The sequence below is a fragment of the Yersinia kristensenii genome (assembly GCF_900460525.1).
GTDB classification, from domain to species: domain Bacteria; phylum Pseudomonadota; class Gammaproteobacteria; order Enterobacterales; family Enterobacteriaceae; genus Yersinia; species Yersinia kristensenii.
Map to the genome: position 1 here is coordinate 2,697,835 of NZ_UHIY01000001.1, position 21,170 is coordinate 2,719,004.

A 21,170-nucleotide genomic window follows, 5' to 3' on the forward strand; every position below is an offset into this window, starting at 1 on the left:
TTAAATTACTCTTTTAGCCGCAGCAATGAGTCACTATAACATGGCCGATTATAGGATCGACTATGCAACTGCCTTATCTTAAAGTCAGTTTTCCAACAGGCGTTGCAGTAATACCCCGTTCAACATAGCGCGCTTGGCTAAGGCAAAAGCCCCAATGGCTGATTGATGGTCAAGCTGAGAAGTGACCACCGGTAAATTTTGGCGGAAGTTTTTCAGCACTTGTGTATTAATGCAACCTTGAATGGCGGGGAGCAGGATTTTATGGGCTTCAATAATTTCCCCAGCAATCACGACTTTTTGCGGGTTAAACAAGTTGATCGCAATGGAGATGGCTTTCCCCAAGTAGCGGCCTACATGTTCAATTACCTCACTTGCCAGCAAATCACCTTTGTTCGCGGCCTTGCAGATGGCACCAATATGGCAATCATCCAAGGTTAACTTGCTCGGATAGCCCTGCGTGAGCAGGTGGCGTACGCGGTTTTCAATGGCCGCATTAGATGCCACGGTTTCCAGACAACCAAAATTACCGCAATAGCAGCGTTCACCCAGGGGATCAATCTGAATATGGCCTATCTCACCTACGTTGCCATTGCTGCCTAAAAATATTTGGCTGTTAACAATGATACCGGCACCGGTACCGCGGTGCAGGCGAACCAAAATGGAGTCTTCGCAGTCACGGGTCGCACCAAAATAGTGCTCAGCCAGCGCCAAACTACGAATATCATGGCCGACGAAGCTGGTGACATTAAACCGATTTTGCAGATTTTCGACTAACGGCCAGTTGCTAATATTGATATGTGGCATATAGCGCACGATACCTTTGCTCGGCTCAACCAAACCAGGGAGAATGACGGCGATGGCGATCAATTCACGTAATTTGCGCTGATAAGCTTCAATAAACTGACTGATGATATTAAATAATGCGTGTTCGAGAGTTTCTTGTGTGCGCTCAGGGAGAGGATAATGCTCTTCACCCAGCGACTTACCGCTCATATCAAACAGCGTGATAGTGGCATCATGGCGGCCCAGACGGACCGCGATGGTATGGAATTGGCGATTTTCGGTCACGATAGAAATCGCCCGGCGACCACCGGTGGAGGCTTGCTGATCGACTTCTTTGATCAGCCCGCGCTCCAACAGTTGACGAGTAATTTTGGTGACACTGGCGGGAGCGAGCTGGCTGAGATCGGCAATTTGAATGCGCGAAATCGGGCCTTGCTGATCAATGAGCCGATAAACAACGGCGCCATTGAGTTGTTTCACAAGATCCACATTACCAATTTGTGACTGTACGCCGGTGCTCATCAATAAAATTACTCGCTTATTTTAAAACCTCGTTACCGTTAACGATGGTTTTAGTGATTTTATAATCGCGGGTAAAGGCAGTCAGGTTGGCCACTTTGCCAGCTTCAATACTCCCTAACTGCTTATCCACGCCAATTGCGCGGGCCGCATAAAGTGTCGCCATGCGCAATGCTTCATCCAGCGCAATGCCAACATGCTCAACACTATTTTGTACTGCTTCTATCATGGTCAGTGCTGAGCCACTTAGTGTGCCATTTTCATCTACACATAAGCCATTGCGATAGTATATTGTTTTACCAGCAAAAATAAATTGATCAATTTCAGTACCCGCGCCAGCCGGAGCAGTTGCATCAGTGACCAGCACCAACTTTTCGCCTTTCAGCTTCTTCGCATTACGAATGTTGGCCCAATCTACATGCAACCCATCAGCAATGACGCCAGTGTACACTTCTGGCGTGTCGAAAATTGCCCCAATCAGGCCCGGTTCGCGCCCGGAGATGTAAGGCATTGCATTATAAAGGTGCGTGGCAAAGCGGATACCGGCGGCAAAACCTTGACGGGCTTGCTGATAGGTCGCATTTGAGTGACCGGAAGAAACCAAAATACCGGCCTCTGTAAGCTGACGAATATATTTGGCGTCAACCATTTCTGGAGCCAAAGTCACTTTGGTTATGACATCTGCATTGGCACACAGATAATCAATCATTTCAGCGCTAGGTTTACGGATAAATGCCGGGTTATGAGTGCCTTTCTTCTGCGGGCTAATATAAGGCCCTTCCAGATGCAGGCCCAAAGCTTGATGCTGATTTTTTTGCAGATATGCACGCATGACATCTACGCCGTGCTTCATATATTCATCGCTGCAAGTAATCAGTGTTGGCAGGAAGCTGGTGCATCCTGACTTTTCATTCGCGCGCTGCATGATTTCCAGCGTCTTTTCGGAGATGGCCTCAAGCGAATCATTGAATTGCACGCCACCGCAGCCATTAAGCTGAACATCGATAAAACCGGGGGCCAGAATGGCGCCACCCAGGTCGCGTACCTCAATGCCAGCCGGAAGTTCATCGGCAGGACAGATACGTTCGATCAATCCGTTAGCCACGACAACAGCGTGATTATCCAGTACTTCATGGCTGGTATAAATACGGCCGTGAGTTAAAGCGTACATCTTAGCCCCCTAATAACTGTTACAGATTCTTGATGTTTTCAGCTTCTAATTCGCTGAAATATTTTACAGTTTTAACCTTCAATTCCATAGTAGAAGGTTCATCGCACACCATGATGGCTTTGGCATGCAGTTGCAGGCAACTGATGGTCCACATGTGGTTGATGCTGCCTTCGACGGCGGCTTGCAAGGCTTGCGCTTTACCGCGACCGGTCACCAGAATCATCACTTCTTCAGCATCCAGTAATGTGCCCACACCGACGGTAAGTGCATATTTCGGCACGAGGTTTGCATCACCACCAAAGAAGCGTGAGTTCGCGATGCGAGTTTCTTCGGTCAGGGTTTTGATGCGGGTACGAGAGGCTAAAGAAGACGCCGGTTCATTAAAGGCAATGTGGCCATCAACACCCACGCCCCCCATGAACAGGTTAATTTTGCCGTAAGACTTCATTTTTTCTTCGTAACGACGACATTCTTCATCAATATCAGGCGCGTTACCATTCAGCAGATTGATATTTTCAGCCGGGATATCGACATGATCAAAGAAGTTAGTGTGCATGAAGGTGTAGTAGCTTTCTGGGTGCTCTTGCGGCAGCCCAACATATTCATCCATGTTGAAAGTAACCACATTCTTGAAGCTAACTTCACCGGCTTTATACAACGCAACCAAGTGCTTATAGGCTTCCATCGGTGTGCCGCCAGTAGGCAAACCCAGTACAAATGGGCGCTCGGCGGTTGGTTTAAATGCATTGATGCGGTTAACGATATAACGTGCGGCCCATTTACCAACTTCTGTGGTGTTTTTCAGTGGGATAAGTCTCATCTTGCACCTCTTTGATTGCTAATAATGGCTATACTCTACGCGGATTGAATCATTCAGATAAGCGTAACTCAGATTTTGACTCATGCGTTGGTACAATGCTTTGTTCATTTTTCGAATGATAAAATAAGTTTTGTGTCATGGCTAGTGCATTGGTGCTTTTTGACTGGTTTTTGGTGACATTTATCACAAAATAGGGGGTTTTAATTTGCGTTACGAAATAAATTTTTTACACTCCGCAATGAGTAATACGTGCCGTGAATAAATAGAAAGTGTGCCATGCGTTTTTCTAAAAGGTAGTGAGTCAAATAAATAAACTACTTAAAGGGTCCGATATCGGACGAATAGGGGGAAAGGTGAATATTCTTAGTTACTTGCAAAAAGTGGGTCGGGCTTTGATGGTCCCAGTGGCCACACTGCCTGCTGCCGCGATATTGATGGGTGTGGGCTACTGGATAGATCCGGTCAGCTGGGGTGGTGATAATGCGCTAGCGGCATTGTTTATCAAGTCCGGTGCCGCCATCATCGACAATATGTCCGTGCTGTTCGCCATTGGTGTGGCTTATGGTATGTCAAAAGACAAAGATGGTGCTGCTGCACTGACCGGCTTTGTGGGCTTCCTGGTATTGACGACATTGTGTTCGCCAGCCGCGGTGTCAATGATTCAAAAGATTCCGGTTGATCAGGTTCCTGCTGCTTTCGGCAAAATCAACAACCAGTTCGTGGGTATCCTGGTGGGTATCATCTCTGCTGAGTTGTACAACCGCTTCAGCAGCGTTGAATTGCCAAAAGCACTCTCTTTCTTCAGCGGTCGCCGTCTGGTTCCGATTCTGACGTCTTTCCTGATGATCGTGGTTGCCTTTATTCTGATGTACGTTTGGCCACTGATTTATAACGCATTGGTGACTTTCGGCGAATACATCAAAGATATGGGTTCTGTGGGCGCGGGTATCTATGCCTTCTTCAACCGCTTACTGATTCCAGTCGGTCTGCATCACGCCCTGAACTCGGTGTTCTGGTTTGACGTTGCCGGTATTAACGATATCCCTAACTTCTTGGGTGGCCAACAGTCCATCGATAGCGGTAAAGCTGTGGTCGGTATCACTGGCCGTTATCAGGCAGGTTTCTTCCCAATTATGATGTTTGGTTTACCTGGTGCTGCGCTGGCGATTTATCACTGCGCACGCCCGGAAAACAGAGCAAAAGTAGCGGGTATCATGTTGGCGGGGGCATTCGCTGCCTTCTTCACCGGTATCACTGAACCACTTGAATTCTCCTTCATGTTCGTGGCTCCAGTGTTGTACTTCCTCCATGCTGTGCTGACCGGTATTTCTGTGTTCATTGCCGCCAGTATGCATTGGATTGCAGGTTTTGGTTTCAGTGCTGGTCTGGTGGATATGGTGCTGTCTTCCCGCAACCCGCTGGCGACACACTGGTACATGCTGATCCCGCAAGGTCTGGTGTTCTTCGTCATCTACTACGTGGTATTCCGTTTCACCATCAATAAATTCAACTTGCTGACTCCAGGCCGTGAACTGGCGGTTGAAGGCAGTGAAGAAGATGGCTATGACGTGAATGTTGATAAAACGCCAGAAATTAACGAAAGCGAAATTAATGGTTTAGCGCGTCGTTACATTGGTGCCATCGGCGGTTCAGATAACCTGACAGGGATTGATGCTTGCATCACCCGTTTGCGTTTGAACGTGAAAGATTCTGCTTTGGTCAATGACAGTGTTGCCAAACGTTTGGGCGCTTCAGGTGTTATTCGTCTGAACAAACAAAGTGTGCAAGTGATTGTCGGTACTCGTGCGGAATTAATCGCTTCGGCAATGCGTACGGTATTGGCCGGTGGCCCGGTTCCAGCGGCAAGTAGCTCCGTTGCTCCTGCTGCGGCCAAGCCTCAAGCGGTCATTAATACCGCGAAAACAGCTTCCTTGATATTGGTTTCTCCAATCACCGGTGATGTTGTGGCTTTGGAAGAGGTTCCTGATGAAGCCTTTGCCAGTAAAGCGGTAGGTGAAGGTATTGCCATTCGTCCGACGGATAAAACAGTGGTTTCTCCGGCGAACGGTACCATCGTAAAAATCTTCAATACTGACCATGCTTTCTGCCTGGAAACTGAAACCGGCGCTGAAATTGTGGTTCATATCGGGATTGATACCGTGAAACTGAACGGCCAGGGCTTTGCACGTCTGGTTGAAGAAGGTGCCACTGTGGTTGCTGGTCAACCGGTGCTGGAACTGGACTTGGCTTATCTGAATGCTAATGCGCGCTCAATGATTAGCCCAGTTGTCGTCAGTAATATTGATGATTATGCCGGTATCTCGGTGTTGGCGGGCGGCTCTGTGGTTGCCGGTCAAAGCCAGTTATTTGAGATCCAAGGCAAATAATCAGTTTAAGATTCGCAGTGAAAAAGTGCTGATGTACTGAGTCACTGACCTGAGTTTTAATCGAAGCAGCGGGAAGAGAGCAATCTCTTCCCGCTTTTTTGTTTTATTTACTGTAACAAACGGTTGTTTCCAAGTCGGGCTTGTTGGATTATACCTGTCATCTTTCAAGTTGCAGGTGTGTTGGCTGCTCTCATTCACCCGAATCACTTACTTGTGTAAGCTCATCGGGACTCTCTCGTTTGCCGCCTTCCTGCATGCTTGAAATCTATTAGGTAAATATGCGGTTATATTTGTTGCGTTTGCATTGAGGAATAGAACAATGAGTGAGGCAGAAGCCCGCCCGAGTAATTTTATCCGTCAGATTATTGACGAAGATTTAGCCAGCGGCAAACACACGTCGGTTCATACCCGCTTTCCACCTGAGCCAAACGGCTACTTGCATATTGGCCATGCGAAGTCTATTTGCCTGAATTTTGGTATTGCACAAGACTATCAGGGCCAATGCAATCTGCGTTTTGATGACACCAACCCGGTGAAAGAAGATGTCGAGTTCGTCGAGTCGATTAAACACGACGTAGAGTGGCTAGGCTTCACCTGGAGCGGTGATGTACGCTACTCCTCAGACTATTTTGATCAATTGTTCCAGTACGCTGTAGAGCTGATTAACAAGGGCTTGGCGTATGTGGATGAGCTGACTGCTGAGCAAATGCGCGAATATCGCGGCACACTGACCGCACCGGGCAAAAATAGCCCTTATCGCGATCGCAGTGTGGAAGAGAACCTGGCGCTGTTTGAGAAAATGCGTGCCGGTGGTTTTGCTGAAGGCACCGCTTGTTTGCGTGCTAAAATCGACATGGCGTCGCCGTTTATGGTGATGCGTGACCCCGTGCTGTATCGCATTAAGTTTGCCGAGCATCACCAGTCTGGTAACAAGTGGTGCATCTACCCGATGTATGACTTTACCCATTGTATTTCTGATGCGATCGAAGGAATTACCCATTCACTCTGTACTTTAGAGTTCCAGGATAACCGTCGCTTGTATGATTGGGTGCTGGATAATATCTCCATTGAATGTCATCCGCGTCAGTATGAGTTCTCGCGCCTGAATCTCGAATATTCCATTATGTCGAAGCGTAAGCTGAACCAATTGGTGACTGAGAAGGTAGTTGAGGGTTGGGATGACCCACGTATGCCGACCATCTCTGGCTTGCGTCGCCGTGGCTATACTGCCGCATCCATTCGTGAATTCTGCCGCCGTATTGGTGTCACCAAGCAGGATAACAACGTTGAGATGATGGCGCTGGAATCCTGTATCCGTGATGATCTCAACGAAAATGCCCCACGGGCTATGGCCGTTCTTGATCCTATCAAGGTGGTTATTGAGAACCGTGCGGCAGGGGAAGAGTGGCTGACCATGCCAAATCACCCGAATAACCCGGATATGGGCACCCGTCAGGTACCTTTTGACAGTGAGATTTATATTGATCGCGCTGATTTCCGTGAAGAAGCCAATAAACAATACAAGCGCTTGGTACTGGGTAAAGAAGTGCGTCTGCGTAATGCTTATGTGCTCAAAGCTGAGCGCGTTGAAAAAGACGCAGAAGGTAATGTCACGACACTTTATTGCAGCTATGACGCAGAGACTTTAAACAAAGATCCTGCTGACGGCCGTAAAGTGAAAGGGGTTATCCATTGGGTTTCGGTTAAACATGCCTTGCCAGCGGAAATCCGTTTATATGACCGTTTGTTTAGTGTACCAAACCCTGCGGCAGCGGAAGACTTCTTGTCCACCATTAACCCTGAGTCTTTGATTATCCGTCAGGGCTTTGTTGAACCGAGCCTGGTTGATGCGACACCAGAAAAAACCTATCAGTTTGAACGTGAAGGTTATTTCTGTGCCGATAGTCGCTATTCACGCCCAGACTCGCTGGTGTTTAACCGTACTGTAGGTCTGCGTGATACTTGGGCTGCTAAAGTCACTAACTGATTTTAGTCCCCAGATTCACTTCAATTGGCGTGGCTTAATCCACGCCTTTTTTATGCCCATTATAGGGTTATTGTTAGTTTTACTAAACGCGGCCCTATCCTTTCAATTTTCTCTCTTTCCCATCCTCTTCTATGGTCAATCTCGACTGATTGTATTCTTTTCCCTCCTTTGAGTGGCTATCTGTAAGTCTTTCTTAAATATTCGCTTTACGAATTAACTAAGTAAATAACACTATTTTACTCGGATAAATCTTATGTTTTATTGGTTAAGCTGAAACCATTCAAGATGTCAATATGAGACGATTTTACTTCGCCGCCATCCTCTTATGCATTGTTTTTAAAGCTTTTGTGAACTCTGTAATATTTTTTCACAGTTATGTGCTCATTGTCATACTTTGAATAATTAGCTCCTTTTTTGATTGATAATTCGCGTCGCGAAAAATAGTCTATATTCCAGCAGCAATCTTCGTGAGTGTGTATTTCGACAGCGAGGGTTGTTTTTTAAATGAGCAACTGCTGGTGGAGATTTCTTCCCAGCAAAACTTTACCCACTAGGGTTTTTTTGAGGCTAAACCTGTGAGCTGTGGTGGACACAGGGACGGCACTTTAAATGTGATGTCAAAGAGGAATTTTTTCATATGGTTACGCACGGTGCTAAACGTAAAACATTGGCGCTCGCAGTCGCGGGTGCATTGTTAGGAACGGGGTTTATGGTTGCCCCAGAAGCCAAGGCAGAGGGCTTTGTTGATGATTCATCACTGACGGGTGGTATTTACTATTGGCAGCGTCAGCGTGACCGTAAGGATTTAACGCCGGGTAGCGCAGAGTATGGCAAGTATGTTGCTAACCTGCATCACTCCACATTTAACGCCAACCTGGACTTCTCGTCCGGCTATGCCGCAGATATGTTCGGTATCGACTTAGCGGCTTTTGGCGCAGTTGAAATGACCAACAGCGGCCCCGCGGCACCAAACGAAATTGGCTTCAGTGATGCCAAAACCCGTTGGGATGAAAAATGGACCGGCGATAAGAGTGGTGTCAGTATTTACAAAGCTGCCGCCAAATTCAAATTAGGTGATTTCTGGGCGCGTGGTGGTTATATCCAACCTACTGGCCAGACACTGTTAGCCCCACACTGGAGCTTTATGCCAGGCACCTATCGTGGTGCTGAGGGTGGCGCGAAATTCGATTTCGATTCTGCGGGCGCACTGTCCATGTCTTACATGTGGACTGATGAATATAAAGCGCCGTGGTATCAGAATATGTATAACTTCCGCCAAGCTGATGGCAAGACTGGCATAAGTTACCTGCAATCAATTGGTGCCAAATACGACTTTAAAAACAAGCTAGTGCTGGAAGCCGCATTCGGTCAAGCCAAAGATTACATGGACCAATACTTTGCGAAAGCCTCTTATGCTTTCCCGGTGGCGGGTAATGATCTGCGGACTTCTTACCAGTTCTACGGCGCGAAAGATAAAGTCGATGGCGGTTTCAACGATGTGAATGACGTCTATGACGGTCTTGCCTGGTTACAAGCATTGACTCTGGGTTATACCACCGGGCCATTGGATTGGCGTTTGGAGGGGACTTGGGCCAAAGCTGAGGGTAACCAAGGTTACTTCTTGCAACGTATGACCCCAGGCTATGCAACTTCCAATGGTCGCTTGGACGTGTGGTGGGATTCCCGTTCTGACTTCAACGCCAACGGCGAAAAAGCGTTGTTTGGTGGCGTGATGTATGACCTGAAAAACTGGAATATGGCCGGTTGGTCAGTTGGGACTTCCTATGCTTATGGTTGGGATGCCAAACCGAGCACCAATCCAATTTATGACCAGAATGTGCGTTTGAAAGAATCTGCATGGAACTTTGACGTGCTCTACACCCTGCAAGAAGGCCGGGCGAAAGGCACATTATTCAAACTGCATTACACCATGTATGACAACCACACCAACATCCCAAGCTATGGTGGCGGTTTCGGCAACGTATTCCAGGATGAAAAAGACGTCAAATTCATCGTGATTGCGCCATTTACTATCTTCTGATTTTACCCCGTTTGATTGCCATCCCCGGCCGCCGTGCCGGGGACACAATGGAGTGCCACCATGAAAAAAATATTTTTTATCATTGCTGCAGTCATGGGATTAAGTGCTTGCGCCACACAAGGCCCAGTCCAGCCAGAAGACAGCAAACTTAAGCAAGCTTACAGCGCTTGTATCAATGCCAGCGAAGGCCAGCCGGAAAGGCTGATCCCTTGTAAGGCGGTGTTGAACGTCTTGAAACAAGAAAAAGCGCATCAAGCCTTTACTGACAAAGAGACCGTTCGGGTATTGGATTATCAGCGTTGTATTGATGCGGCCCATACCGGTAATGGCCAGGCCTATGACGCGCAGTGTGGCAAGTTGTGGCAAGAAATTCGCCAAAATAATTAATTCGCAATATCACTTGAACTAACAATAATTCTGTCATCTGCGCGACTTCCAGTAGCTATTTTGACAGCGGTTATTCATTACGGATGAGGTTAGTGATGAACAAATTCAGATTAAATGCATTAGCGGCGATAACCGCAACCTTTGGCCTGATGGGGTACGCTCATGCGGACACCACCAACCAACAGCTGGTTGATCAACTCAGCACCTTGAAAGTTAACTATAAAATATTGGATAACCGCGCGGCTGAAAATGGTGTAGATTGCGCCAAATTGGGCGCTGACTGGGCATCATGTAATAAAGTCCTGATTACTCTGACCAACACCGGGGATGAGATCAAAGGCCAAGACTGGGCCATTTACTTCCACAGCATCCGTCGGATCCTGACTGTCGATGACGACCAATTCAAAATTACTCACCTGACCGGCGATCTGCATAAAATTGAACCTACCGCTAAATTCACCGGCTTCCCCGCCAATCAGGCGGTTGAAATCCCGATCACTGGTGAATACTGGCAGTTATTTGCCACTGACTTTATGCCGCGTTGGTACGCCACTTCAGGTGATGCGAAACCAAAAGTCCTGAAAAGCACTGATACTGAGGATATTAATGAATATCTGACTCAGTTTACGGGCGATCAGTGGAAGCGCACCAAAGACGACAATAACGTGCTGATGACGCCGGAATCCCGCTTTGTTAAAAATGAAGCGGTGAAAACATTGGCAGCAGCTAACCTGCGCGGGCAGATTATCCCGACGCCGATGGAAGTGAAAATTCACCAACAAGATGCCGATTTGAGTAAAGGCGTTGCTCTTGACCTGAGCGCTTTACCAAAACCGGCCGCTGATGCTGCACAACAGCGTTTTGAATTACTGGGTTTGAAGTCTGATTCAGCCGGCTTCCCGATTAAAACGGTAATTCAGCCGTCTGCTTTTAAAGGTGATTTAGCCGTTTCTGGGGCATATGAGCTGAAAATCGGCGAAAAAGGCGCGCAGGTCATAGGTTTTGATCCGGCAGGGGTGTTCTACGGTTTGCAATCTATTCTTTCTTTAGTGCCGGTTGACGGTAGCAAGAAGATTGCAACATTGGAGGCCAAAGATGCGCCGCGCTTTGAATATCGCGGAGTCTTCCTGGATGTCGGGCGTAACTTCAAAACCAAAGATGCCGTGCTGCGTTTGCTCGATCAAATGGCGGCTTACAAGCTGAACAAATTCCATTTCCACCTCAGTGATGATGAAGGCTGGCGTATTGAGATTCCTGGCTTGCCAGAACTGACGGATGTCGGTAGCAAGCGTTGCCACGATTTAACGGAAACTACCTGTTTATTGCCACAATTGGGTTCTGGCCCGGATAGCAATAATCTGGGTTCTGGTCATTTTACCCGCGCTGATTACATCGACATTCTGAAATACGCCAAGGCGCGTCAGATTGATGTCATTCCTGAAATTGATATGCCAGCCCATGCTCGTGCGGCTGTGGTATCAATGGAGGCCCGCTACAACAATTTGATGAAGCAGGGCAAAGAAAAAGAAGCCAACGAATTCCGTCTGGTCGACCCGACAGATGATTCTCAAACGACTTCAGTTCAGTTGTATGAGCGCAAAAGTTATCTCAACCCCTGCCTGGATTCTTCTAAGCGTTTTGTCGACAAAGTGATCGGCGAAATGGCTCAGATGCATAAAGAAGCCGGTATGCCGCTAAATACTTGGCATTTTGGCGGCGATGAGGCCAAAAATATCCGTCTGGGGGCCGGGTTCCAGGACAAAAACAGCCCGATTGAGCCGGGTAAAGGCATTATTGATAAGAGTGTAGAAGATAAGCCGTGGGCCAAATCGCAGGTTTGTCAGGACATGGTCAAGCAAGGCAAAATTCAGGATGTTGAGCACCTTTCCAGCCACTTTGCTATTGAAGTCAGCAAGTTGGTAAATGCTCACGGCATCGAAAAAATGCAAGCCTGGCAAGATGGCCTTAAAGATGCCAAAGATTCGAAGGATTTTGCGACCAAACGTGTGGGCGTTAACTTCTGGGATACCCTCTATTGGGGCGGGGCCGACTCAGTCAATGATTGGGCCAATAAAGGTTATGAAGTGGTCGCGTCCAACCCAGATTATGTCTATTTCGACATGCCGTATGAAGTTAACCCAAGTGAGCGCGGTTATTACTGGGCAACTCGCTTCAACGACGAAGCTAAAGTCTTCAGTTTCGCGCCGGACAACATGCCGCAAAATGCTGAAACCTCGGTTGACCGCGATGGTAATCACTTCAGTGCCAAGAGTGATAAACCTTGGCCGGGTGTGCACGGTATTTCAGGCCAATCATGGAATGAAACTGTCCGGACTGACGAACAGATGGAATACATGATTTTCCCACGGGTATTACCATTGGCGGAACGTGCCTGGCATCGTGCGCCATGGGAGCAAGATTACAAAGCAGGTCGTGAGTACAAAGGTGGCGAAACCCATATGGTCGATACCAAGGCGTTGAACTCAGATTGGCAGCGTTTTGCCAATATTATGGGGCAACGTGAATTGGCGAAACTGGATAAAGCCGGTGTTGCTTACCGCTTACCGGTGCCGGGAGCACGTGTTGTTGCAGGGGAGTTAGAAGCTAACATCTCCTTGCCGGGGCTGATTATTGAGTATTCGACTGATGGCGGCAAGCAATGGCAGAAATATGATGTCAAAGCCCAACCTAAAGTCAGCGGTGATGTGTTGATTCGCTCGACCAGTCCGGATGGTAAACGTAGTAGCCGTGCGGAGCCGGTTAAAGTCTGATTATTGCTGTCAAAGTGTTGTGTCTGATGTTAACTCCTGTTTGCCCGATTTTTAGGTAAACAACATTAAGTGAAATTGAGTTGATGGTTTTTACCCCGGCGAGTCCGGGGTTTTTTTTGCTTCAAACTCATACGGATAGCGACTAAGTGAGCAATAAAAAAGTGGATTTGTCACGAGGATAGGGATATAGGATACCAGTAACAAAAATGACCACCTGACTCCCAACTAAAATGATTTGTGGGAAAGGCGGCCATCTTGAGAATTGCTTATTTCAGCATTATCTAAAAATCTTTATATGATCAATGCGATTAAACCATATTATTTTGGATCGTGCGCAGACTCATCTTCACGGCAATTGCCAGTGGCACAGTGGCCATATAGATACAGGCTATGATTGGTCAGCTTGATGCCATGCTTCTCAGCAATATCACGCTGCTGTTTTTCAATCTCTTCATTGCTAAATTCAATCACTTTGCCGCAATCCAGGCAAATCAGATGATCGTGATGATGTTGTTGTGTCAATTCAAAGACTGATTTACCGCCTTCGAAATTGTGGCGGGTCACAATACCGGCATCATCAAATTGGTTCAGTACGCGGTAAACCGTCGCCAAGCCAATTTCTTCACCGATATCGATCAGCTTTTTATAAAGATCTTCCGCGCTGACGTGATGGTTAACCGGATCTTGTAACACTTCCAGAATTTTAAGCCGAGGCAGCGTTACTTTAAGGCCTGCATTTTTTAAGGCTTTGTTGTTGTCAGTCATGCGGATTCAGTCCTATTACTATCGATTCAAATTAAGGCCGTTCAGCCTATGACATCCGTGGCGCAATATTCTCAATTGCGTCTCATTATAGAACTGCTAGCCCCAAATGAAAACCGTGGTTGTTAACAAAGATATAATCGCACACTTTGTCCCATTAATCATGCAATGTATTGATGAATGGGATTGTTGCATCATTTAAGTATATGGCTGCTAGGCGTAACGTTACAAATTTGTAGCGGTTTATTTTCATTTTTCACGGATGAACATGCGGATCTGTGGGCGGCTTAACAAGTATCGCGAGAGGCGTAAGAGTAACGGAAACGCGGTTTGATGTTTAACACCACCCGCGCGTTTCCGACACGACAAATTAACCGGTAATTTCAGCGAGATTCAGTTCTTCACTGATCTGTTTCACCCAAGCACTCACTCGCTCATTCGTCAGTTCTGGCTGGCGATCTTCATCAATAGCTAAACCGACAAAGTGATCATCATCCGCCAAGCCTTTAGAGGCTTCGAAGTGGTAGCCTGCCGTTGGCCAGTGACCGACAATGGCAGCACCGCGTGGTTCGATGATATCGCGCACGGTTCCCATCGCATCACAGAAATATTCTGCGTAATCTTCCTGGTCGCCACAACCAAACAACGCCACCAGTTTGCCGTTGAAATCGATCTCTTCCAGCGTCGGGAAGAAATCATCCCAATCACACTGGGCTTCACCGTAATACCAGGTTGGGATACCGATCAGCAGAATATCGAAGCCTTCTAAATCTTCTTTGCTGCTTTTGGCAATGTCATGAACCTCAGCAACCTCTTTGCCCAGTTGCTTTTGGATCATCTTGGCAATGTTTTCGGTATTGCCAGTATCGCTGCCAAAGAAAATGCCTACAGTTGCCATATAACGTAATACCCTTAAATTCAAAAAGTTATGCAAATTATTGAGCCTTCTGCCCAATAATATAACACATGTATAGGGCCATATAATGCCAGAAAATCTCGCCAGGCCGATATCAAGTTTATGCGATATAAAATTTTTGTGAGCCGCTCAACCTTATAGCGGCATTGCCGATAACCTTCATGTAACCGAAAGGTTGCAATTTGCGGTGCCAGGGGGAAAACCGTCAGATGAAAATTTGCCGGGAAAGGAGTTGTCGTTAGCTGTATGGAACGTCCTTTATTGCTTTTCGGTCATCAAGTAACACCAGAGTTTTAACGATAACTATCCGATATATAAGGGGAACGAACATGCAGTTTTTAAGAGATATTACCATCAGAGCCGCACTACTTTGGGTGCTTGGGGCATTTTGCCTGCTATGGGGCGGTGTATCGGGTTATACATTGCTATCACTGAATCAACTGACACAATCGTCTAATGCCAACAGTGTGTTGGTTGAAAACATGAATTTAGTCAATCAGGGGACGGATCAATATTTCCGCATGGTGACACGTCTGGCCCGTTCAGTCGATTATCGCCAGAGCGGTAATATTGTGGATGCCGATAAAGAACTCAAATCATCCAATACCGCACTTGAGAATCTGAAAAAGGAGTTAGCACAGTTTAAAGCTATCGATCATGCACAGATTGATCCCGCATTGGTGACTGGAGTGGTTAATGGATGGAGTGGATTAATTGATCAGGGTGTGACTCCGCTATTTCAGGCCGCAATGAATAACAATGACACAGTCTATGAGGATTTAGCCAAAAAGACCGTGCCAGCGCTGAGCCGCCAATATGGCGCTGTTGCGGAGAATTTTAATCAGGCCGCCTCAAAAGCCATCGGCGTGGCTAAAGAGCAATTTGCTCACCTGACCAGAGTGAGCAGCATAATATTAATCTCTGCTTTGGTGGCGGGATTAGTGATTTTGGTGGTCACTGATCGCTACCTAATTGTTAACATGGTGCGTCCGCTAGATGATATCCGCGCACATTTTCGCGCGATTGCTTCAGGCCAACTTGGGCAGCCTATTACGGATTTTGGCCGTAACTGTGTCGGGCAATTATTTCCACTGCTACGTGATGTGCAGGCCAGCTTGGCCAACACGGTAAAAGCTATTCGCAGCAGCACTGATGGGATTTATCACGGGGCGGCAGAAATTTCTGCCGGAAATACGGATTTATCATCGCGAACAGAGCAGCAGGCGGCCGCATTGGAAGAGACCGCCGCGAGTATGGAGCAATTGACGGCAACGGTAAAACACAACGCAGACAATGCACATCACGCCAGTCAACTGGCGGCAAATGCTTCTATCACTGCAAAAAAAGGTGGGGCACTGGTGGCTGATGTGGTGCATACCATGGATGAGATCTCTGCGAGTTCACGCAAAATAGCCGAAATTACCACGGTAATTAACAGTATTGCTTTCCAGACTAATATTCTGGCACTCAATGCCGCCGTTGAAGCGGCCAGAGCCGGAGAGCAAGGTCGGGGGTTCGCCGTGGTTGCCAGTGAAGTCCGCAATCTTGCACAACGCAGTGCGCAGGCGGCGAAAGAGATTGATAACTTGATCACCGAATCAGTAAGCCGCGTTAGCAGTGGTTCGGCATTGGTAGAAAGCGCCGGGATAACCATGGATGAAATTGTTCGTTCCATTACGAATGTCACTGATTTAATGGGGGAGATCGCATCGGCGTCTGATGAGCAAAGTAAAGGTATCACTCAAGTCGGGCAGGCGGTGGCGGAAATGGACAGTGTGACTCAGCAAAATGCTGCGTTGGTGCAGCAAGCTTCCCGAGCAGCGGCTTCGCTGGAGGAACAGGCGGCGCAGTTAAACCAAGCGGTAGCCGTGTTTAAATTGCGGTCAGATGATGAGCGAGCAAAACCGGCAGCCAAACCTCGGGCCAGAGTTTTAGCGGCGACACCGACGAGTAAGGTGGATAACAATACAAACTGGGAAACGTTCTAGCCTATTTTTCAAAAGCTATTGTGAGGATATTGGCGTGGCGTAATCACTTACGCCACGCCGTCGTGATAACCGATGGGGTAAAACCAATAGGGTTAAAACCCTTTTTGTGAGTGTTCTAATTGAGCCAGTAACATCTGTTCAATCAGTTCACTACGGCTGATGTTACGCTGCTCAGCAAGGCTGTTGAGAGCATCGACGGCATCGGCATTAATCTTCAGTTCCACGCGTCGTAAGCCACGTACTTTATCGCGCCGTAGTTGATTTCGCTTATTAATTCTAAGCTGTTCATCACGGGATAATGGGTTTGTTTTCGGGCGCCCCGGACGGCGTTCATCTGCGAACAGATCCAGCGTCGTGCGATCCGTTTGTTCTTTTGCCATAGGTAGCGGTACTACAAGGGATTTACATCAGAAATTTCTGATGATTCGGTTTACACGTTTCAGGCCGATAGCTCATTATTTGGCGCTGCTATAACTCTGCAATGTCAACTAATTTGAGTATGAACCAACAGCCTGAATTTGCATTTGCCACCAAATTCCGCAGCAAATTTATAGCGCGCCATAATACCCCAGCCAACCGAGCAACGACAATGCTTTACTGTGATTAGATTGGTCTAATTCATTCTTTTTTGCACAATTTTTCCACAGGAAATACATTTCTTTTCCCCAGGGTATGATTTTTAATCAACATCCATTGCGCGCGGTTCATTTTTTGTTCGGTGCTATTTTTCGCCGCGGCTGTTTTCAGTGATAAAACGGCTTTAATCTATAAATCGGTGAATGGCGCGTAATACAGAGTCCGGTTTTTCCGCATGCACCCAGTGGCCGGTTCCGGCAACCACATGGGCGCGGGCTTGCGGAAACTGGCGCGCAATCTCATCGCGATAACTGTCTTGAATATAGGGCGACAGTTCACCGCGAATAAATAAAATAGGGTGTGGCCAAGGCGGGATTGGCTGCCAGCCAACAATATTTTCGTATTGATCCCACAGAGCGGACACATTAAACCGCCATTCGCCATTGTGGAATGATTTCAATAAGAACTGAATAACGCCGTCTTCTTTTATGAATTCGCGCATCAACTGAGCGGCTTCCTGACGTTGCGCCACGCCAGCGGTACTGACTGCATTAAGGGCGGCGAAAATTGTATCATGGCGGCGCACTTGATAACTGATTGGCGCGATATCTATCGCGACCAGCTTTTCAATACGCTCGGGCGCGATTGCTGTCATGGCCATCGCCACTTTACCGCCCATGGAATGGCCGATAATAATCGCTTTTTCTATCCTGAGGTTATCCATCAACTCCAGCACATCCTGCGCCATATCAGGGTAGTTCACCGCTGGTGATCGAGGGGATAAACCATGGTCGCGCAAATCGACCTGAATTACGTCATGGTCTTGATGTAAGTCACGGGCCAGCACCCCAAGGTTATCCAGGTTACCAAATAGCCCGTGGATCAGAATGATCGGCAGAGCAGGGCTAGGAGAAAGTGCATTTTGTAAGCGGAAGTTTAATTTCATGGCGATGTTCATACAGAGAGACATTCTACTTAGGGTAGCATGACTGAATGTACTTGAAACCAAAAGTGAGAATGAATGTTATCTGTCATTATGCTGGCAGATAAATCAATAAATCCTTTCTGTGGTCAATATTTCCGCATCATTATTATCCTCTTAATTGATCAAATTTAAGCGTTAGCCACTGCTGATTTGAGTTAAAGCAGACTCCTCGATAATAACGTTATATATATCCGTTTATTTCGCCGATCGATATCTTATCTTTAATAGGTAATGGCTATCTGTTTAGTGTTATTGAATGATTAAAACGATCAAAATCATAAAGATACCCATTTACCCGCCGATAACTGAGAGCAATCCTGATTGAGAGAAAAAGTATTTTCTCTATTACAAAAATCAGCTGAGTACGGGTTAAACACAAGCTATTTAAGGGCAGATCTCAATATAGCCTCCGCTGTGCGCTTCCCTAATTAAACCAGGTGATAAACATACTCGGCACTCTGATTAGCAATTAACCGAATATTTCCTCTCTTGTTGTATAGCGAAATAATATAAAGGATCGAATAATGAGTTTATCTAATTGGCGTATAGGCTATCGATTAGGCGGTGGTTTTGCCTTTTTGGTTCTGATGCTATTTATCGTCAGTCTGCTTGCCATCAGCAAATTATCAGGCTTCCAACAAAGCGCCAGCGATATTGTCGAAGAAGTTTATCCACAAACAGTTGATGCTAATGCACTGATCGATGCTGTAAACAGTGCGCTGGTGGCATATCAGCGATTATTGTTAGTCACCGATGAGGCTCAGGAGAAAAAAACCATCGATATGATTGCGGACCTACGCAAAGATATCAGCACCAAGCTAGCCGATTTAGAGGCGGGCGTTCAAGATAGTAAATCTAAAGATGTACTGCGCGAGATACAAAACTCGCGGACTGATTTTTTAACCTCGGGAGATAAAATTCTCAGTTTGGTTTTGGCGGGTAATCGAGAAGCTGCTGTTACTGAATTCACCGATAATATGAATATTACTCAGGCCCAATATCGTGAGCATGTGCGCCAATTAGTGGCGTATCAGGATCAGATAATGGCAGATTCGGTTGATAGCATGGCAAAAGTCTATACGAGCACCCGTAACCTGCTATTGGCGATTTTGCTGACCAGTGCTGTAGCCGGTCTGCTGATTGCTTGGGCTATCACCCGCAGTGTGACTCAGCCAATTCAACAAGCATTGGACATTGCCAATAAGGTTGCACAGGGTGATTTGACTTCCAGCATCGTGACTAACCGAAAAGATGAGGCTGGGCTGCTGTTACAGTCGCTTGACCATATGAATACCAGCTTGCGCCAGATTGTCAGCAAAGTTCGTGATGGGGCTGAAACCATTTCTACTGCGGCATCGCAAATTGCGGCAGGTAATCAGGATCTTTCGGCCCGCACCGAGGAGCAGGCCAGTTCGCTGGAACAAACGGCATCCTCCATGGAACAGCTGACATCAACTATTAAAAACACCGCAGATAACACCCATCAGGCCACGTCGATTGCCAATAAAGCATCAGAAACGGCGAAACATAGCGGCGAAGTCATGGGCTCGGTGACCCAGAAAATGCGGGGTATTCGGGACTCTTCACAACGTATGTCTGAAATTATTGGCGTGATTGATGGTATCGCTTTCCAAACCAATATTCTGGCATTAAATGCGGCGGTAGAAGCGGCCCGTGCCGGCGAACAAGGGCGCGGGTTTGCCGTAGTGGCCAGTGAAGTGCGATCCCTGGCTCAGCGAAGTGCGACGGCAGCGAAAGAAATTAAAACCCTAATTGATAATTCGGTGGATAAAATTCAGGACGGCATGAGGTTGGTGGATAGCGCTGAAGAAACATTAACCGAATTAGTCGGCAATGTGCAGGATGTGAATAGCATTATTGGTGAGATTTCACAGGCCAGCCGCGAGCAAAGTGACGGTATCAACCAGATTAATTTAGCTGTTGGGCAAATTGACACCACAACCCAGCAAAATGCTGCATTAGTTGAAGAGTCTGCCGCTGCCGCACTTTCTTTGCAGGCTCAGGCATCAACACTGACCGAAACCGTCAGCGCGTTTAAATTGCACTCTACGGGTTCCGATGACAGTCGCGAATTGGCGAATGCGGCATTTCTCGTGACGGAACGATAAGGATACCGTGAGAGGAATTGGCTTACCGAGCCAATATATATAAAAGGTGATCGCTCAGGCGGTCACCGAACCGATATTAAAGCTACTTACCACGATCCGCCTGTTGTGGATTGGCATACTCTATTTTTTTGCCGCTGTCCGGATGCGCATAAATACCCCTCTGCTGTTTAATTACCTATCTAATCATGCTGTTTAGTGATCCAATCACATTGGTGACAATTTAAAGTCATTGAGGGGAAAGTTGGATGCCCCCCTAGAGTCTGTTAATCTAACGGAAAGTGGTGAAGTATCGTAAAACCAGATGGTTGAAAAATGTAGAACAACATTAAATTTTTCATGAACTGTCATAAAAAATATATAAAAATCAATTGAATTATTGTTTTGGATAAAGATGAAAACTATTGAACTCGACGAAGAGCTTTATCGCTATATCGCCAGCCATACGCAACACATTGGTGAGAGCGCGTCCGATATTTTGCGGCGCATGTTGAAGTTTACGGCCGGTCAGCCGATACCCAGCTTATCTACTCATAACTTATCAGCCAATAATGACGTAGCCAAAATAGCGCCAGCTTCAGCGCCACGGGATCGCGTGCGCGCCGTCCGGGAATTGCTGCTGTCCGATGAGTATGCTGAGCAAAATAGGGCGGTTAACCGCTTTATGTTAGTGCTATCAACACTTTATACCTTGGATGCTCAGGCATTTGCCGAGGCGACAGAATCTTTACATGGCCGTACCCGAGTTTATTTTGCTGGTGACCAACAGACTTTGTTGCAAAACGGGACACACACCAAACCCAAACATGTCCCTGGTACGCCATACTGGGTAATTACCAATACCAATACCGAGCGTAAACGCAGTATGGTGCAACATATCATGCTGACCATGCAGTTCCCGCCAGATTTGACTGATAAAGTGTGCGGGACAATCTAATTTCGTTGAAACAA

General features: G+C 47.0%; 15 protein-coding genes. 8 read left to right on the plus strand and 7 right to left on the minus strand.

Annotation, left to right across the window (positions count from 1 at the left end; genetic code table 11):
- Positions 1–84: 84 nt before the first annotated feature.
- From nagC to nagB, 3 genes are read right to left on the minus strand one after another with little or no spacing between them, the layout of a single operon-like run.
- Positions 85–1,305 carry a DNA-binding transcriptional regulator NagC gene (gene nagC, locus DX162_RS12315; protein ID WP_004390580.1) on the minus strand — a complete coding sequence of 407 codons (1,221 nt, stop codon included), beginning with the start codon at positions 1,303–1,305 and terminating at the stop codon, positions 85–87.
- Between the two features lie 16 nt (positions 1,306–1,321).
- Entirely contained in the window at positions 1,322–2,473 is a 1,152-nt protein-coding gene (gene nagA / locus DX162_RS12320) for an N-acetylglucosamine-6-phosphate deacetylase (protein WP_004390579.1), read from the minus strand.
- Positions 2,474–2,492: 19 nt separating this feature from the next.
- Complete coding sequence (gene nagB, locus DX162_RS12325) at positions 2,493–3,293, minus strand: glucosamine-6-phosphate deaminase (RefSeq protein WP_004390578.1); 801 nt, start codon at positions 3,291–3,293, stop codon at positions 2,493–2,495.
- 353 nt (positions 3,294–3,646) lie between these two features.
- On the opposite strand from nagB, the gene nagE reads away from it, so the two are divergent.
- From nagE to DX162_RS12350, 5 genes are all read left to right on the plus strand, one after another.
- Positions 3,647–5,680, plus strand: a complete 2,034-nt coding sequence (gene nagE, locus DX162_RS12330; protein ID WP_032819847.1) for an N-acetylglucosamine-specific PTS transporter subunit IIBC — start codon at positions 3,647–3,649, stop codon at positions 5,678–5,680.
- Positions 5,681–5,999: 319 nt separating this feature from the next.
- Positions 6,000–7,667 carry a glutamine--tRNA ligase gene (glnS, locus tag DX162_RS12335; RefSeq protein WP_004390575.1) on the plus strand — a complete coding sequence of 556 codons (1,668 nt, stop codon included), beginning with the start codon at positions 6,000–6,002 and terminating at the stop codon, positions 7,665–7,667.
- A gap of 637 nt (positions 7,668–8,304) precedes the next feature.
- Positions 8,305–9,708 carry a chitoporin ChiP gene (gene chiP / locus DX162_RS12340; protein WP_004390574.1) on the plus strand — a complete coding sequence of 468 codons (1,404 nt, stop codon included), beginning with the start codon at positions 8,305–8,307 and terminating at the stop codon, positions 9,706–9,708.
- Between the two features lie 60 nt (positions 9,709–9,768).
- Complete coding sequence (gene chiQ / locus DX162_RS12345) at positions 9,769–10,095, plus strand: ChiQ/YbfN family lipoprotein (protein WP_049560561.1); 327 nt, start codon at positions 9,769–9,771, stop codon at positions 10,093–10,095.
- A gap of 95 nt (positions 10,096–10,190) precedes the next feature.
- Positions 10,191–12,866, plus strand: a complete 2,676-nt coding sequence (locus tag DX162_RS12350) for a beta-N-acetylhexosaminidase (RefSeq protein ID WP_004390571.1) — start codon at positions 10,191–10,193, stop codon at positions 12,864–12,866.
- Between the two features lie 318 nt (positions 12,867–13,184).
- Here the strand turns inward: DX162_RS12350 and fur are convergent, their stop codons facing one another.
- A complete protein-coding gene (fur, locus tag DX162_RS12355) occupies positions 13,185–13,631 on the minus strand; it encodes a ferric iron uptake transcriptional regulator (protein WP_004390570.1) in 447 nt (148 codons plus the stop codon).
- 367 nt (positions 13,632–13,998) lie between these two features.
- A complete protein-coding gene (fldA, locus tag DX162_RS12360) occupies positions 13,999–14,526 on the minus strand; it encodes a flavodoxin FldA (protein WP_004390569.1) in 528 nt (175 codons plus the stop codon).
- A gap of 347 nt (positions 14,527–14,873) precedes the next feature.
- Between fldA and DX162_RS12365 the strand changes: the two genes are divergently transcribed.
- Positions 14,874–16,532 carry a methyl-accepting chemotaxis protein gene (locus DX162_RS12365; RefSeq protein ID WP_004390568.1) on the plus strand — a complete coding sequence of 553 codons (1,659 nt, stop codon included), beginning with the start codon at positions 14,874–14,876 and terminating at the stop codon, positions 16,530–16,532.
- Positions 16,533–16,624: 92 nt separating this feature from the next.
- On the opposite strand, the gene ybfE is transcribed toward DX162_RS12365, so the two are convergent.
- Both ybfE and ybfF read right to left on the minus strand, forming a co-directional pair.
- On the minus strand, positions 16,625–16,912 hold the full coding sequence (gene ybfE / locus DX162_RS12370) for a LexA regulated protein (RefSeq protein ID WP_004390567.1): 288 nt from the start codon (positions 16,910–16,912) through the stop codon (positions 16,625–16,627).
- 380 nt (positions 16,913–17,292) lie between these two features.
- Positions 17,293–18,054, minus strand: a complete 762-nt coding sequence (ybfF, locus tag DX162_RS12375; protein WP_032819876.1) for an esterase — start codon at positions 18,052–18,054, stop codon at positions 17,293–17,295.
- A 563-nt stretch (positions 18,055–18,617) separates the two neighbouring features.
- On the opposite strand from ybfF, the gene DX162_RS12380 reads away from it, so the two are divergent.
- Both DX162_RS12380 and seqA read left to right on the plus strand, forming a co-directional pair.
- Entirely contained in the window at positions 18,618–20,222 is a 1,605-nt protein-coding gene (locus DX162_RS12380; RefSeq protein ID WP_004390565.1) for a methyl-accepting chemotaxis protein, read from the plus strand.
- Between the two features lie 391 nt (positions 20,223–20,613).
- Entirely contained in the window at positions 20,614–21,156 is a 543-nt protein-coding gene (gene seqA / locus DX162_RS12385) for a replication initiation negative regulator SeqA (protein WP_004390564.1), read from the plus strand.
- The last annotated feature ends 14 nt before the right edge of the window (positions 21,157–21,170 follow it).